Raw genomic sequence first — 14,287 nt, 5'->3', positions numbered from 1 at the left:
TGGGAACCGGCCTGGTCGTCCCTGTGAAGGAGGTACGTGGATGACCAGTACGGTCCCCGCGCTAGGAACCCAGACGGCCGAGGGTTCGGCCCTGCAGGCCGTGTTCCTCGACATGGACGGCACCCTGGTGGACACCGAGGGCTTCTGGTGGGACGTCGAGGTCGAGGTCTTCGCCTCCCTCGGCCACACCCTCGACGACTCCTGGCGCCATGTCGTGGTCGGCGGCCCCATGACCCGCAGTGCGGGGTTCCTCATCGAGGCCACCGGTGCCGACATCGGCCTCCCCGAGCTGACGGTGCTGCTCAACGACGGCTTCGAGGACCGTATCGACCACGCCCTGCCGCTGATGCCGGGCGCCGCGCGGCTGCTCGCCGAACTGTCCGAGTACGAGATCCCCACGGCGCTCGTCTCCGCCTCCCACCGGCGCATCATCGACCGGGTGCTGACCACGCTGGGACCGCAGCACTTCGCCCTGTCGATCGCCGGCGACGAGGTGCCGCGCACCAAACCGCACCCCGACCCGTATCTCGCGGCCGCCGCCGGGCTCGGTGTGGACCCCGTGCGGTGCGCCGTCGTCGAGGACACCGTGACGGGTGTGGCCGCCGCCGAGGCGGCGGGCTGCCAGGTCGTCGCGGTGCCGTCGGTGGGCCCGATCATGCCGGCCGTCCGGCGGACGGTCGTCCCCTCGCTGGAAGTCGTGGACCTGGCATTCCTGCGCGGTGTGATGACGGAAATGCGCTAGGCGTTCACCCAGCGCAGCGGTGTTACCGCCGGAATTCCCACCGCTCGGCTTCCCGGACCCGGTCGCGTGCCCCCGAAAGAATTCGCCCCGCTTGCCGGTGGCCGAATTCAGGTGCCGCCGAGCCCCTTTTCACATGTGAGGTTCACCACATGAAAGGGGGTCGACAACGATGTCCGCCTGTGCTTTCCGCACCATTTCGGGGGTCGTCGGTGCGCCTTTGTGTCCCGATTCATGAGAAGCTGCACCAATCCTTCCCCGGTCGCCTTTACCGGTGCGTTCACACCCGGTTCCACTGCGTGATGTGCCCTCAACTCCGGCGGCTGCGAACCCTCCTGCGGGCGCGGACTAATGTCATCGCGAGAACCTCGCCCCCATCCCCGTGATCCGCAGCGACAACCCCTGCGTGCCGGATACACGGAGTCGACAGTCCTGGAGAAACTCGAGCATGAACCGCAAGACTTTGGTGCTGGCGGCCGCGATGGGCCTGCTCGCGCCGGTGCTCGCCGCCTGCGGCGACACCGAGGGCGGGAGCGGAGACGGCGAAGCGATCGTCGTGGGCACCACGGACCGGTTCACCGCATCCAAGGAGGACGGCCCCGCGCCCCTCGACCCGGCCTGGGCCTATGACGTCGGCAGCTGGAACATCCTGCGGCAGACCGTGCAGACCCTGATGGTCCAGCCCCGCGGCGACGGCGAGCCGGTGCCCGAGGCCGCCGAGTCCTGCGGATTCACCGACGCCGGCAACGAGCGCTACAGCTGCACCCTGCGCGACGGTCTGAAGTTCTCGAACGGCGACGCGATCACCGCGGAGGACGTGAAGTTCTCCATCGAGCGCGCCCTCTCCCTCAAGGGCGACAGTGGTGTCTTCGCGCTGCTGTCCATCATCGACACCGTCGAGACGCAGGGCGACCGCGAGGTGATCTTCCACCTCAAGAGCGCCGACGCCACCTTCCCGTACAAGCTGTCCACCCCGGTCGCGGGCATCGTCAACGCGGACGCCTACGACAAGGGCGCGCTGCGCGAGGGCTTCGAGATCGACGGCTCCGGCCCGTACACCTTCGAGGGCAAGGTCGAGGGCGACACGCTGGTCAGCGCCACCTTCACCAAGAACTCCTCCTACAAGGGCGCGCTGGAGGTGAACAACGACAAGGTCGAGATGGTCTCCTACGACAGTTCCGAGGCCATGGGCGAGGCGCTGAAGAAGGGCGACATCGACATGGCGACCCGCACCATGTCGCCCGAGCAGATCCAGGAGCTCGGCAACGCCACCGACGACGAGATCGAGCTGGTCGAGTCGCCCGGTCTGGAGATCCGGTACCTGGCGTTCAACACCGAGGCCCCCACCGTGAAGGACAAGGCCGTCCGCCAGGCGATGGCCCAGGTCATCAACCGCAGCGAGCTGGTCGGCAACGTCTACGGCTCCCAGGCCGAGCCGCTGTTCTCGCTGGTCCCCGCCGGCGTCACCGGTCACACCAACGCGTTCTTCAACAAGTACGGCGAGCCGAGCGTGGCCAAGGCCCGCGACCTGCTGGAGGCGGCCGGCGTCAGCACCCCGGTGAAGCTGACCCTGCACTACACGCACGACCACTACGGCCCCGCCGCCAAGTCGGAGTTCGAGCAGCTGAGCAAGCAGCTCAACGACAGCGGTCTGTTCGAGACCGACATCAAGAGCGAGACCTGGAACAAGTTCAAGACCGCCGCTCAGAACGAGAAGTACGACGTCTACGGCATGGGCTGGTTCCCCGACTACCCGGACGCCGACGCCTTCACCGCCCCCTTCCTCGGCGAGGACAACTTCCTCAGCTCGCCCTACGCCAACAGCGAGATCATCAATGAGCTGATCCCGGAGTCGCGCCGCCAGGCCGACCGGCTGTCCGCCTCCGACAGCCTCAGCGAGATCCAGAACATCGTCGCCATCGAGGTCCCGCTGATCCCGCTGTGGCAGGGTAAGCAGTACGTCGCCGCACGCGACGGCGTCACCGGCACCGCCTACGCGCTCAACTCCTCCTCGACTCTCCAGCTGTGGGAGCTCGCGCGCGGCGTCACCGAGTGACGAAACCGCACGAACCCGGACCGGTGGCGCGGTCCGGGCAGTAAGAATGACAAGGCATAGCACGTGAATTTGCGTAACCCGTGGCCAGTCCTGCCCCTCGTGGCGGGGCTGGCCTCCGGCCTGTTGACCGGCTGTGGCACCGAGAGCGGCGACACCGGGGCCCGCAGCTCCGACGTCGTGGTGGGGATGTCCGACGACGTCCTGTCCACCGACCCCGCCTCCGGCTACGACCCCGGCTCCTGGCTGTTGTTCAACAACGTCTTCCAGTCGCTGCTCAGCTTCCCCCAGGGAGCCACCGAGCCGCAGCCGGACGCCGCCGAGAGCTGCGGCTTCGCGGACGCCGGCACCACCGTCTACAGCTGCACCCTGCGGGACGGACTGAAGTTCAGCAACGGTGACCCCCTCACCTCGAAGGACGTGAAGTTCTCCTTCGACCGCATGCTGAGGATCAACGACCCCGAGGGGCCCGCGGTCATGTTCCCCACGCTGGAAGAGGTCGGCACCCCCGACAAGAAGACGGTCGTCTTCGAGCTCAACACACCCGACGCCACCTTCCCCAGCAAGATCGCGTCCGGCGCCGGTGCCATCGTCGACCACCGCGAGTACGACGCTGACGGACTGCGCGAGGACGGGGAGGCGGTCGGCTCCGGCCCGTACCGGCTGGACTCGTTCACCAACGACCGTGCCGTCTTCTCCGTCAACGAGCACTACCAGGGCACCGCCGAGACCAAGAACTCCGGCGTGACCCTGGAGTTCTTCCACGGCGACCAGAACGCCCTGAAGAAGGCCGTACAGAACGCCGAGGTCGACGTCGCCTACCGCGGCCTCACCGCCGAGGCCATCAACGACATCGAGCGGGCCGACGACGGAACCGGCGGCACCGAGGTCGTCGAGGGCAGCAGCGCCGAGGTCCAGCACCTGGTCTTCAACATGGACGACCCGGTCGCCGGAAGGCTCGGCGTGCGCCGGGCCTTCGCCCATCTGATCGACCGTGACGCCCTCGTCCGGGACGTCCACCAGGGCACGGCCAGCCCGCTGTACTCGATCGTCCCGGCCGGCATCGCCGGCCACAACACCGCCTTCTTCGACACCTACGGCGCCCGCCCCTCCAAGGCCAAGGCCGCCGCGGCACTGGAGGAGGAGGGCATCACCGGCAAGGTGGAGCTGACCCTGTGGTCCACCCCGTCCCGCTACGGCCCGGCCACCGACCAGGAACTGAAGGCGATCGCCGGACAGCTCAACGCCAGCGGACTCTTCGACGCCGACGTCGAGTCGGTCCCCTTCGCCCAGTACGAGAAGGACATCGCGGCCGGCGAGTACGGCGTCTACGTCAAGGGCTGGGTGCCCGACTACCCGGACGCCGACAACTTCACCGGCCCCTTCTTCGGCGAGGGCAACGTGCTGGACAACAACTACGACGCCGGCACGATCACCGAGTCGCTCCTCCCGCGCACGGCCGCCCAGAGCGACCGCTCCGCCACCGACAAGGAGTTCGGCCGGATCCAGGACATCGTCGCCGAGGACATCCCCGTCCTCCCGCTCTGGCAGGCCAAGCAGTACGCGGTCGTCCGGGACGGCGTGTACGGCCTGGAGTACTGCCTCGACGCCTCGACCGTGTTCCGGTTCTGGGAGCTGAACAAGAGCTGACGCCGCACCGGTACGACGAGGGCGCCCTCCCGACGGGGAGGGCGCCCTCGTCGTACCACGACCGTCGCGCTACTGCGCGCCGGGGCGCACCAGCCCGCTCTCATAGGCGTACACCGCCGCCTGCACCCGGTCGCGCAGCCCCAGCTTGGTCAGGACATGACCCACGTGCGTCTTGACGGTGGTCTCGCTGACGAACAGGTCGGCGGCGATCTCCGCGTTGGACAGCCCGCGCGCCACCAGCTTCAGCACCTCGACCTCACGCTCGGTCAGTGTGTGCAGCGTGTCCGGCACCGGCTCGTCACCGGACGGCAGATGCGTGGCGTACTTGTCCAGCAGCCGGCGCGTGATGCTCGGCGCGAGCATCGCCTCCCCGGCGGCCACCACACGGATTGCCTGCACCAGCTCGTTGGCCGGGGCGTCCTTCAGCAGGAAGCCGCTGGCCCCCGCCTTCAGTGCCTCCACCACGTATTCGTCGAGATCGAACGTCGTCAGCACCAGTACCTTCGCCGGCCCGTCCCGCTCGGGTCCGGTGATCTGCCGGGTCGCCTCCACCCCGTCCATCCGCGGCATGCGGATGTCCATCAGCACCACATCGGGCTGCAGCGCCCGCACCTGGTCCAGGGCCTGGAGGCCGTCTCCGGCCTCGCCGACGACCGCGAGGTCCTGCTCGGCCTCCAGAATCATCCGGAACCCGGTACGCAGCAGCGGCTGGTCGTCGACCAGTAGGACGCGGATGGCCACCTGAGTCTCCTTCGCTAGTCCGGCCCCATTCTGCCCTGTTGGGCCCCGCCGGACTCGGGCGCCCTCACCGGGAGGGGGTACGGCGGGGGAGTGCCGCCGAACTCCGGGCAGTGCGCCTGGTGGTCGCACCAGCCGCACAGCTTCGTGGGACGCGGACGCCAGACACCCGTCTCGGTCGCCAGCCGGATCGCGTCCCACAGCGCGAGCAGCTTGCGCTCCACCCGCTCCAGGTCCGCGAGCACGGGGTCGTAGGTCAGCACGTCACCACTGCCGAGGTACACCAGCTGGAGCCGGCGCGGGATCACCTTCTTCAGCCGCCACACCACCAGGGCGTAGAACTTCATCTGGAAGAGCGCGCCCTCGGCGTACTCCGGTCGGGGCGCCTTGCCCGTCTTGTAGTCGACGATCCGCACCTCGCCGGTGGGCGCGACGTCCACCCGGTCGATGATGCCGCGCAGTCTCAGCCCGGAGTCCAGCTCCGCCTCGACGAACAGCTCCCGCTCGGCGGGCTCCAGCCGGCTCGGATCCTCCAGCGAGAACCACCGCTCGACCAGCCTCTCCGCCTCCGCCAGCCAGCGCGCCAGCCGCTCGCCCTCCGGATCGTCGGCGAACAGCTCCATGACCTCCGGCCGGGTCTCGCGCAGCCGGTCCCACTGACCCGGGACCAGCGACTTCGCCCGGGGCGCGGTGCGGTCGGCGGCCGGGTCGTCGAAGAGGCGCTCCAGCACCGCGTGCACCAGCGTGCCCCTGGTCGCCGCCTCGCTCGGCTTCTCCGGCAGCCGGTCGATGACCCGGAACCGGTACAGCAGCGGGCACTGCATGAAGTCACTCGCACGGGAAGGGGACAACGAGGCGGGCGGTATGGCGGCCGTGTCCGCTCGTACGCCCATGGTGACCGGGCTGCCGCCGGTCCGCTCCTCGCCCTCGGTGCTCGTCTCCATGCCACAGACCTTACGGCCCGCCACTGACAGAGCGTGCGCGCCGACGGAGCGGAAGGGGCGGGGCGGCCGTCCGCGGTGGCCGGTGCTCCCGCGCCCCTCCAGCGGGCCGATCGCGCGCCGGTCCGAGGACGGACGCCTCCGACGCGGCCCCGGACCGCCCGTCGGCCGCAGGCGCCGCGCGTGACGGTGGGGAAGGAAGGGGAAGGGGGAAGGAGGGGAAGAGACAGGGTGCCGGGGCGGAACGCGCGGCGCAGGCCGCATACCATCGACACGAGACCCTCCCGTCCGGCAGGCGCGGGAGACGCAGCGAACGAGGGGACACCGGTGGACGTAAGCGGCGGGCGCGGACAGCCGCGACCCGGCAACGACGAGTCGCCCGACCACACGGGCCCTCAGCCCTCGGCCACCCCTGAGCCCGGCCACCCCGCGGACGAGCCCGCCGCCGGCCGGTCCGACGGCGCCCCCGCACACCCGCGGCCCCCGGCCACCGGTCCGGGGCACCCCCCAGCCTCCCCCCGGCCGGCTCCCCGGACTCCGGACTCCGGACCCGGCGAGCCTCCCGCCTCCGCGGGCGGGCCCGGTGACGAGCGGAGCACCCCGCGGGCCGACGGCACCGGCGAGGGACGCCCGCTCGCGCACTCCGGTGCGGGGCAGACGCCCCCGCAGCGGCCGCAGGAGAAGCAGCGGGGCGGGCTGCTGATGGGGCGCCCGTTCGGCGTGCCCGTGTACGTGGCGCCCAGCTGGTTCCTCGTCGCCATCCTCATCACCTGGGTGTTCGGCGGACAGATCGACCGCGTGCTGCCCGAGCTCGGCGCCGCCAGCTACCTCGTCTCCCTGTTCTTCGCGGTCGCCTTCTACGCCTCCGTACTGGTCCACGAGCTCGCCCACACCCTCGCCGCGCTCCGCTTCAAACTCCCGGTGCGCCGCATCCAGCTCCAGTTCTTCGGCGGCGTCTCCGAGATCGAGAAGGAGGCCGAGACCCCCGGACGCGAGTTCGTGCTGGCCTTCGTCGGCCCCCTGCTCTCCCTCGTCCTCTCCGGCCTCTTCTACCTCGCGCTGCTGGCCGTCGACCCCAGCAGCGTCCCCGGCGTCCTGCTGGCCGGCCTGATGATCTCCAACCTCATCGTGGCCGTCTTCAACCTCCTGCCCGGCCTCCCCCTGGACGGCGGCCGCATGCTCCGCGCCGTCGTCTGGGCGATCAGCGGCAAACCCATGACCGGCACCATCGCCGCCGCCTGGGTCGGCCGAGCCCTCGCCGTCGCCGTCCTGATCGGCCTCCCGCTGCTCACCCAGTCCGGCGCCCTCGGCTCCGACGCCGTGGACAACGTGGGCATGGACACCGTCCTGGACGCCCTGCTCGCCGCCATCCTCGCCGCGATCATCTGGACCGGCGCCGGCAACAGCCTGCGCATGGCCCGGCTGCGCGAACACCTCCCCGAGCTGCGCGCCCGCACCCTCACCCGCCGCGCGGTGCCCGTCGAGACCGACACCCCCCTCTCCGAGGCCCTGCGCCGGGCCAACGCCGCCGGCGCCCGCGCCCTGGTCGTCGTCGACCCCGACGGCGCCCCCCTCTCCCTGGTCCGCGAGGCCGCCATCGTCGGCGTACCCGAACACCGCCGCCCCTGGGTACCCGTCGGCGGACTCGCCCAGGACCTCACCGACGGCATGCACGTCTCCGCCGAGCTCGCCGGAGAGGACCTCCTGGACGCCCTGCGCGCCACCCCGGCCACCGAGTACCTGGTGGTCGAGGACACTGGCGAGATCTACGGCGTCCTGTCCGCGGCCGACGTCGAGCGCGCCTTCGTGAAGGCGATGGCGCGGCCCAGCTGAACCTCCCGCCCGCACCGGCCGTGGTCGGCGCCCCCTCCCGGGACGGGTAGGCTGTTCACATGTCCGAACCGACCGGTGCCGCCCGCAGGCGCGGGCCCTTCAAGGTCGGGGACCAGGTTCAGCTGACCGACCCCAAGGGCCGCCACTACACGTTCACGCTCGAGGCCGGGAAGAACTTCCACACCCACAAGGGTTCCTTCCCCCACGACGAACTGATCGGCGCTCCCGAGGGCAGCGTTGTCCGCACCACCGGGAACGTCGCCTACCTCGCGCTGCGCCCCCTGCTCCCCGACTACGTCCTGTCCATGCCCCGCGGGGCAGCCGTCGTCTACCCCAAGGACGCGGGGCAGATCCTCGCCTTCGCCGACATCTTCCCCGGCGCGCGCGTCGTCGAGGCCGGCGTCGGCTCCGGCTCGCTCAGCAGCTTCCTGCTGCGCGCCATCGGCGACCAGGGCATGCTGCACTCCTACGAGCGCCGCGAGGACTTCGCCGACATCGCCCGGCAGAACGTCGAGCGCTACTTCGGCGGCCCGCACCCCGCCTGGCAGCTCACCGTCGGCGACCTCCAGGACAACCTGTCCGACACCGACGTCGACCGCGTCATCCTCGACATGCTCGCCCCCTGGGAGTGCCTGGAGGCCGTCTCCAAGGCGCTCGTCCCCGGCGGCATCCTGTGCTGCTACGTGGCCACCACCACCCAGCTCGCCCGGACCGTCGAGTCCATCCGCGAGATCGGCTGCTTCAACGAGCCGACCTCCTGGGAGACGATGATCCGCAACTGGCACATCGAGGGCCTGGCCGTCCGCCCGGACCACCGGATGATCGGCCACACCGGCTTCCTCCTCACCGCCCGCCGCCTCGCCGACGGTGTCGAGCCGCCCATGCGCCGCCGCCGCCCCGCCAAGGGCGCCTACGGCGAGGACTACGCCGGCCCCAACGCCGACGGAGGCGCCGCCCGCTGACGCGGACCGCCACCCCCACAACGGACGGGCGCCGTGGTGCAGTTCCCGGCAACGGCCGGGAACTGCACCACGGCGCCTTCACGTTGACCCGACGACCCGACCGACGGCACGGAGAGCGGAACCCTTCCCCGTTCCCCCGCACCGGAACCGCACACCCCGCCGTTCCCTCCCCACTGTGACGTGTGGCACGATGCTGGCCACCCCCACCGGCACAGCCCTCACAGGAGACACTCCTAGTGCAGCCTTCCGCCGTCCCGGAGCTCGCCCACACGCACACCCGGCCCATCCACTGGGTCGCCACCGCCACGGCCGTCGCCGGTGTCGTGGCCCTCTCCTCGGTCGTGGGTCCCGACGCCGCCACCGCGGTCCCGACGCCCGGACCGCAGACGAAGAGCGCCCCGGCGCACACCGCCCCGCCCGATCCCGCGGCCGCCGAGCTCCCCCTCGACTGCGGCCGGGTGGGGCTCGTGGTGAAGAAGAAGGCGTCCGGCGACCTTGACGGCGACGGCCGCCCGGAGACCGTGGCCGTGGTCCACTGCGAAACCCCGATGGGTACCCCGCCCGACGGCGTGTACGTCCTCACCCGGGCCGCGGGCAGCACCGAACCGCGCGTGGTCGCCACCCTCGTCGACCCCGAGGACCGCACCAACGTCGGCGACTTCGCCGTGCGTGACGGCGAGGTCACCGCCGGACTCTTCGGCTACTCCTCCGCCGACGTGCCCAGTTGCTGCCCCGACGTGCGCGAGAACGTGAAGTGGCGGTGGGAGAACGGCACGTTCGTGCGGTCCGCCCCGTCCGGCGCCAGGAGTGTGTGACCCGTGCGCGGGCGTGCCGCGGGGCGCGCCCCGGGACGCACGCCCCGGAGTGTGAGAAATCAGACAGTCGTGACGCGTCGTGTCAAATCGATCACTCGGCGTCCGGCCCGTACACCTCGACGCTGTCCGAAACCCGACGGACGTGGATGCACTCGCCCGGACACTCCTTCGCCGAGTCGACCACGTCCGTGAGGAGCGGCAGCGGCACGGGCGTTGCCGCCCCCTTGTCCTGCAACAACTCGTCCTGCGGACTCTTCACGTAGGCCAGACCGTCGATGTCCAGCTCGAACACCTCGGGCGCGTACTGGGCGCAGATGCCGTCGCCGGTACACAGGTCCTGGTCGATCCAGACCTCCAGGGCCTCGCCGTCGACTCCGGCCTCCTGCTGCACGCTCATCTCTCCTGCCGTTTCCTGCGCCGAGCCGCACGGGAATCCGGCCAGCTCCGACGGGTGTTGAACACTTCGACCCTACCTTCGCCTGGGTTCCGATCGTCTTCGGTGGGTATTCCCCTGGCGTGAGGGAGAGCGCAAGGGTGAAGATCGGACACACCCCGACCGTCTTTGTGATCTAGGGGTTTCAATCGACACCCACCCAGGTAGGGTCTGGAAGCGTCCAGCTCCCCTTGGAGGAGGTGAGGACCGTGGCAGCCCACGACGACGACATGAACCGCGGCATCCGCCCAGGACGCGGGTCCGACGACCCGGCCGGGCAGATTGCCTACCTTGAGCAGGAGATCGCCGTCCTGCGACGCAAGCTCGCCGACTCTCCGCGACACACGAGGATTCTCGAAGAGCGGATCGTCGAGCTGCAGACCAACCTGGCCGGCGTGTCCGCCCAGAACGAACGACTCGCCGGCACGCTCCGTGAGGCCCGCGACCAGATCGTGGCCCTCAAGGAGGAAGTCGACCGGCTCGCACAGCCCCCGGCCGGCTTCGGGGTCTTCCTCACGGCGAACGAGGACGGCACGGCCGACATCTTCACCGGCGGCCGCAAACTGCGGGTGAACGTCAGCCCCAGCGTGGAGCTCGACGAGCTCCGGCGCGGCCAGGAAGTGATGCTCAACGAAGCGCTCAACGTGGTCGAGGCCATGGAGTTCGAGCGCGTCGGCGACATCGTCACCCTCAAGGAGATCCTCGAGGACGGCGAGCGGGCCCTGGTGCTCGGGCACACCGACGAGGAGCGGGTGGTACGGCTCGCCGAGCCGCTGCTGGACGTCACCATCCGCCCCGGCGACGCCCTGCTCATGGAGCCCCGCTCCGGATACGTCTACGAGGTCGTCCCCAAGAGCGAGGTCGAGGAACTCGTCCTCGAGGAAGTCCCCGACATCGGCTACGAGCAGATCGGCGGCCTCGGCGGCCAGATCGAGGCCATCCGCGACGCGGTCGAGCTGCCGTACCTCTACCCGGACCTGTTCAAGGAGCACGAACTGCGGCCGCCCAAGGGCGTGCTGCTCTACGGGCCCCCCGGATGCGGCAAGACGCTCATCGCCAAGGCCGTCGCCAACTCGCTGGCCAAGAAGGTCGCCGAGGTCACCGGCCAGGCCGCCGGCAAGAGCTTCTTCCTCAACATCAAGGGCCCCGAGCTGCTGAACAAGTACGTCGGCGAGACCGAGCGGCAGATCCGCCTGGTCTTCCAGCGGGCCCGGGAGAAGGCCAGCGAGGGCACCCCCGTCATCGTCTTCTTCGACGAGATGGAATCCCTCTTCCGCACCCGCGGCTCCGGCGTCAGCTCGGACGTGGAGAACACCATCGTCCCGCAGCTGCTCGCCGAGATCGACGGCGTGGAAGGCCTGCAGAACGTGGTCGTGATCGGCGCCTCCAACCGCGAGGACATGATCGACCCCGCCATCCTGCGGCCCGGCCGGCTGGACGTGAAGATCAAGATCGAGCGTCCGGACGCCGAGGCGGCCCAGGACATCTTCGGCAAGTACCTCACCGAACGCCTCCCGCTGCACGGCGACGACCTCACCGAGCACGGCGGCGACAAGGCCATGACGGTCCAGAGCATGATCCAGACCGCCGTGGAACAGATGTACGCCGAATCCGAGGAAAACCGCTTCCTGGAAGTCACCTACGCCAACGGCGACAAGGAAGTCCTCTACTTCAAGGACTTCAATTCCGGCGCCATGATCGAGAACATCGTGGGCCGCGCCAAGAAGATGGCGATCAAGGACTTCCTGGAAAAGAACCAGAAGGGCCTCCGCGTCTCCCACCTGCTCCAGGCCTGCGTGGACGAGTTCAAGGAGAACGAGGACCTGCCCAACACCACCAACCCCGACGACTGGGCCCGAATCTCCGGAAAGAAGGGCGAGCGGATCGTGTACATCCGTACGCTCATCACCGGAAAGCAGGGTGCGGACACCGGACGCTCCATCGACACGGTGGCGAATACCGGTCAGTACCTGTAAAAGCCAGGGCGGCTGCGGGTGCCCTCGACGGGTACCCGCAGCCGACTGCTTTTCGGGCCACGGCTGGAGCACAGCAATGACGCAAATGATCTCCCCACCAGCGCAAAGGCGTTCTAGGCTCTTCCGTATCGCCGAGTCGCGCAGTGCGGGGACGGGCACCGCACACGCACCGGAGCGCCGGCGGTACAGCAGCGCCCCCGACCGGGGACGCCGCCGGGCAAGGAGGGCCGCATGACCGTACGGCGAGTAATGGGCATCGAGACGGAGTACGGCATCTCCGTCCCCGGCCACCCCAACGCCAATGCCATGCTCACCTCGTCCCAGATCGTGAACGCCTACGCGGCGGCGATGCACCGGGCCCGCCGGGCCCGCTGGGACTTCGAGGAGGAGAACCCGTTGCGGGACGCGCGAGGCTTCGACCTCGCCCGCGAGGCCGCCGACGCCAGCCAGCTCACCGACGAGGACATCGGCCTGGCCAACGTCATCCTCACCAACGGCGCACGGCTCTACGTGGACCACGCCCACCCGGAATACAGCGCCCCCGAGGTCACCAACCCCCGCGACGCCGTCCTCTGGGACAAGGCCGGCGAGCGGATCATGGCCGAGGCGGCGGAGCGCGCCGGCCAGCTCCCCGGCGCCCAGCCCATCCACCTGTACAAGAACAACACCGACAACAAGGGCGCCTCCTACGGCACGCACGAGAACTACCTGATGAAGCGGGAGACCCCCTTCTCGGACATCGTGCGCCACCTGACGCCGTTCTTCGTCACCCGCCAGGTCTTCACCGGCGCCGGCCGCGTCGGCATCGGCCAGGACGGCCACGAGCACGGCTTCCAGCTCAGCCAGCGCGCGGACTACTTCGAGGTCGAGGTGGGCCTGGAGACGACGCTGAAGCGCCCGATCATCAACACCCGGGACGAACCGCACGCCGACGCCGAGAAGTACCGGCGGCTGCACGTGATCATCGGCGACGCGAACCTGTCCGAGATCTCGACGTACCTGAAGCTGGGCACGACGGCACTGGTCCTGTCGATGATCGAGGACGGGTTCATCGCGGTGGACCTGGCCGTGGACCAGCCGGTGCGGACGCTGCACCAGGTCTCGCACGACCCGTCCCTGAAGCGGCTGGTCACGCTTCGTAGCGGGCGGACCCTGACCGCGGTGCAGCTCCAGATGGAGTACTACGAGCTGGCTCGCAAGTACGTGGAGGAGCGCTTCGGGGCCGATGCCGACGAACAGACCAAGGACGTGCTGGTTCGCTGGGAGGACACGCTCACGCGGTTGGAGAACGACCCGATGAGCCTGGCCGGCGAGCTGGACTGGGTCGCCAAGCGGGAGCTCATGGAGGGCTACCGGCGCAGGGACGGCCTGGACTGGGACGCCGCCCGGCTGCACCTGGTGGACCTGCAGTACGCCGACGTACGCCCCGAGAAGGGCCTCTACAACCGCCTGGTGGCCCGGGGACGGATGAAGCGGCTACTGGGCGAGGGAGAGGTCGAGCGGGCCCGTACGAAGCCTCCGGAGGACACCCGCGCGTACTTCCGCGGGCGCTGTCTGGAGCAGTACGCGGACGACGTCGCGGCGGCCTCCTGGGACTCGGTGATCTTCGATCTGCCGGGCCGGGACTCGCTCCAGCGGGTCCCAACCCTGGAACCGCTTCGCGGAACGCGTAATCACGTCAAGGAGCTCCTGGACCGCTGTCGCACGGCAGAAGACCTGGTCAGGGTGTTGTCCGGGAACTGAGCGGGTACCGGGGTACCCCGGGAAGGGCCGGCCGGACAGGGTGGAAAACGCCGGGTCCGGGAATCATCGAGAGGGTCCCCGTACGTTGGAGCAACTGCGGGGGCATTGTCGGACCCGGCGAGTAGGGTCTGATCTTGACCGAGCAAGTGTGTCGGGCGAACCGAGCGGGGTGAGGGTGATGGCGACCAAGGACACCGGCGGCGGACAGCAGAAGGCCACCCGGTCCACGGAGGAGGTCGAGGAGCAGGCGGCGGAAGCGCAGGCTTCGGAGGACCTCAAGGAGCGTCAGGAAAAGCTGAGCGAGGACGTGGACGACGTCCTGGACGAGATCGACGACGTGCTCGAGGCCAACGCCGAGGACTTCGTTCGAAGCTTCGTGCAAAAGGGCGGCCAGTAACCTTCGC

The 14,287-nt window shown here is 69.7% G+C and carries 12 protein-coding genes; 9 read left to right on the top strand and 3 right to left on the bottom strand.

What is annotated here, in order from left to right; genetic code table 11:
• The first annotated feature begins 40 nt into the window (after positions 1 to 40).
• The 3 genes from KUM38_RS17500 (at position 41) to KUM38_RS17490 (ending at position 4,442) form a co-directional block, all read left to right on the top strand.
• Positions 41 to 742, top strand: a complete 702-nt coding sequence (locus KUM38_RS17500) for an HAD family phosphatase (RefSeq protein ID WP_217130305.1) — start codon at positions 41 to 43, stop codon at positions 740 to 742.
• A 445-nt stretch (positions 743 to 1,187) separates the two neighbouring features.
• The gene (locus tag KUM38_RS17495; protein ID WP_217130304.1) at positions 1,188 to 2,795 is read left to right on the top strand and encodes an ABC transporter substrate-binding protein; all 1,608 of its coding nucleotides are present in this window, start codon (positions 1,188 to 1,190) and stop codon (positions 2,793 to 2,795) included.
• A 63-nt stretch (positions 2,796 to 2,858) separates the two neighbouring features.
• Positions 2,859 to 4,442: an ABC transporter substrate-binding protein gene (locus KUM38_RS17490; protein ID WP_217130303.1), complete on the top strand. Its 1,584-nt coding sequence runs from the start codon at positions 2,859 to 2,861 to the stop codon at positions 4,440 to 4,442.
• 69 nt (positions 4,443 to 4,511) lie between these two features.
• On the opposite strand, the gene KUM38_RS17485 is transcribed toward KUM38_RS17490, so the two are convergent.
• On the bottom strand, positions 4,512 to 5,183 hold the full coding sequence (locus KUM38_RS17485; RefSeq protein ID WP_073933635.1) for a response regulator transcription factor: 672 nt from the start codon (positions 5,181 to 5,183) through the stop codon (positions 4,512 to 4,514).
• Between the two features lie 14 nt (positions 5,184 to 5,197).
• Positions 5,198 to 6,124, bottom strand: coding sequence for a RecB family exonuclease (locus tag KUM38_RS17480; RefSeq protein ID WP_217130302.1), 927 nt, complete (start codon positions 6,122 to 6,124; stop codon positions 5,198 to 5,200).
• A gap of 324 nt (positions 6,125 to 6,448) precedes the next feature.
• On the opposite strand from KUM38_RS17480, the gene KUM38_RS17475 reads away from it, so the two are divergent.
• From KUM38_RS17475 to KUM38_RS17465, 3 genes are all read left to right on the top strand, one after another.
• Positions 6,449 to 7,954, top strand: a complete 1,506-nt coding sequence (locus KUM38_RS17475) for a site-2 protease family protein (RefSeq protein WP_217130301.1) — start codon at positions 6,449 to 6,451, stop codon at positions 7,952 to 7,954.
• Positions 7,955 to 8,013: 59 nt separating this feature from the next.
• Positions 8,014 to 8,916 carry a tRNA (adenine-N1)-methyltransferase gene (locus tag KUM38_RS17470; protein WP_073933638.1) on the top strand — a complete coding sequence of 301 codons (903 nt, stop codon included), beginning with the start codon at positions 8,014 to 8,016 and terminating at the stop codon, positions 8,914 to 8,916.
• Positions 8,917 to 9,152: 236 nt separating this feature from the next.
• The gene (locus tag KUM38_RS17465) at positions 9,153 to 9,731 is read left to right on the top strand and encodes a hypothetical protein (RefSeq protein WP_217130300.1); all 579 of its coding nucleotides are present in this window, start codon (positions 9,153 to 9,155) and stop codon (positions 9,729 to 9,731) included.
• A gap of 91 nt (positions 9,732 to 9,822) precedes the next feature.
• On the opposite strand, the gene KUM38_RS17460 is transcribed toward KUM38_RS17465, so the two are convergent.
• Positions 9,823 to 10,128 carry a ferredoxin gene (locus KUM38_RS17460; protein WP_217130299.1) on the bottom strand — a complete coding sequence of 102 codons (306 nt, stop codon included), beginning with the start codon at positions 10,126 to 10,128 and terminating at the stop codon, positions 9,823 to 9,825.
• 245 nt (positions 10,129 to 10,373) lie between these two features.
• Between KUM38_RS17460 and arc the strand changes: the two genes are divergently transcribed.
• The 3 genes from arc (at position 10,374) to KUM38_RS17445 (ending at position 14,280) form a co-directional block, all read left to right on the top strand.
• On the top strand, positions 10,374 to 12,140 hold the full coding sequence (arc, locus tag KUM38_RS17455) for a proteasome ATPase (protein ID WP_217130298.1): 1,767 nt from the start codon (positions 10,374 to 10,376) through the stop codon (positions 12,138 to 12,140).
• A 231-nt stretch (positions 12,141 to 12,371) separates the two neighbouring features.
• Positions 12,372 to 13,883 carry a depupylase/deamidase Dop gene (dop, locus tag KUM38_RS17450; RefSeq protein WP_366812404.1) on the top strand — a complete coding sequence of 504 codons (1,512 nt, stop codon included), beginning with the start codon at positions 12,372 to 12,374 and terminating at the stop codon, positions 13,881 to 13,883.
• Positions 13,884 to 14,061: 178 nt separating this feature from the next.
• The gene (locus KUM38_RS17445) at positions 14,062 to 14,280 is read left to right on the top strand and encodes a ubiquitin-like protein Pup (protein WP_217130297.1); all 219 of its coding nucleotides are present in this window, start codon (positions 14,062 to 14,064) and stop codon (positions 14,278 to 14,280) included.
• Positions 14,281 to 14,287: the final 7 nt, after the last annotated feature.

Origin of the sequence: Streptomyces sp. AC558_RSS880, assembly GCF_019049255.1 — a bacterium.
Classification (GTDB): domain Bacteria; phylum Actinomycetota; class Actinomycetes; order Streptomycetales; family Streptomycetaceae; genus Streptomyces.
Note: the sequence above shows the minus strand (reverse complement) of the source record. Positions and strands in the feature narration are given on the sequence as shown.

Coding starts and splice junctions, on each gene's coding strand:
- KUM38_RS17445 (WP_217130297.1), top strand. CDS start 14,062: ATGGCGACCAAGGACACCGGCGGCGGACAGCAGAAGGCCACCCGGTCC.
- KUM38_RS17460 (WP_217130299.1), bottom strand. CDS start 10,128: ATGAGCGTGCAGCAGGAGGCCGGAGTCGACGGCGAGGCCCTGGAGGTC.
- KUM38_RS17500 (WP_217130305.1), top strand. CDS start 41: ATGACCAGTACGGTCCCCGCGCTAGGAACCCAGACGGCCGAGGGTTCG.
- KUM38_RS17495 (WP_217130304.1), top strand. CDS start 1,188: ATGAACCGCAAGACTTTGGTGCTGGCGGCCGCGATGGGCCTGCTCGCG.
- KUM38_RS17480 (WP_217130302.1), bottom strand. CDS start 6,124: ATGGAGACGAGCACCGAGGGCGAGGAGCGGACCGGCGGCAGCCCGGTC.
- KUM38_RS17470 (WP_073933638.1), top strand. CDS start 8,014: ATGTCCGAACCGACCGGTGCCGCCCGCAGGCGCGGGCCCTTCAAGGTC.
- dop (WP_366812404.1), top strand. CDS start 12,372: ATGACCGTACGGCGAGTAATGGGCATCGAGACGGAGTACGGCATCTCC.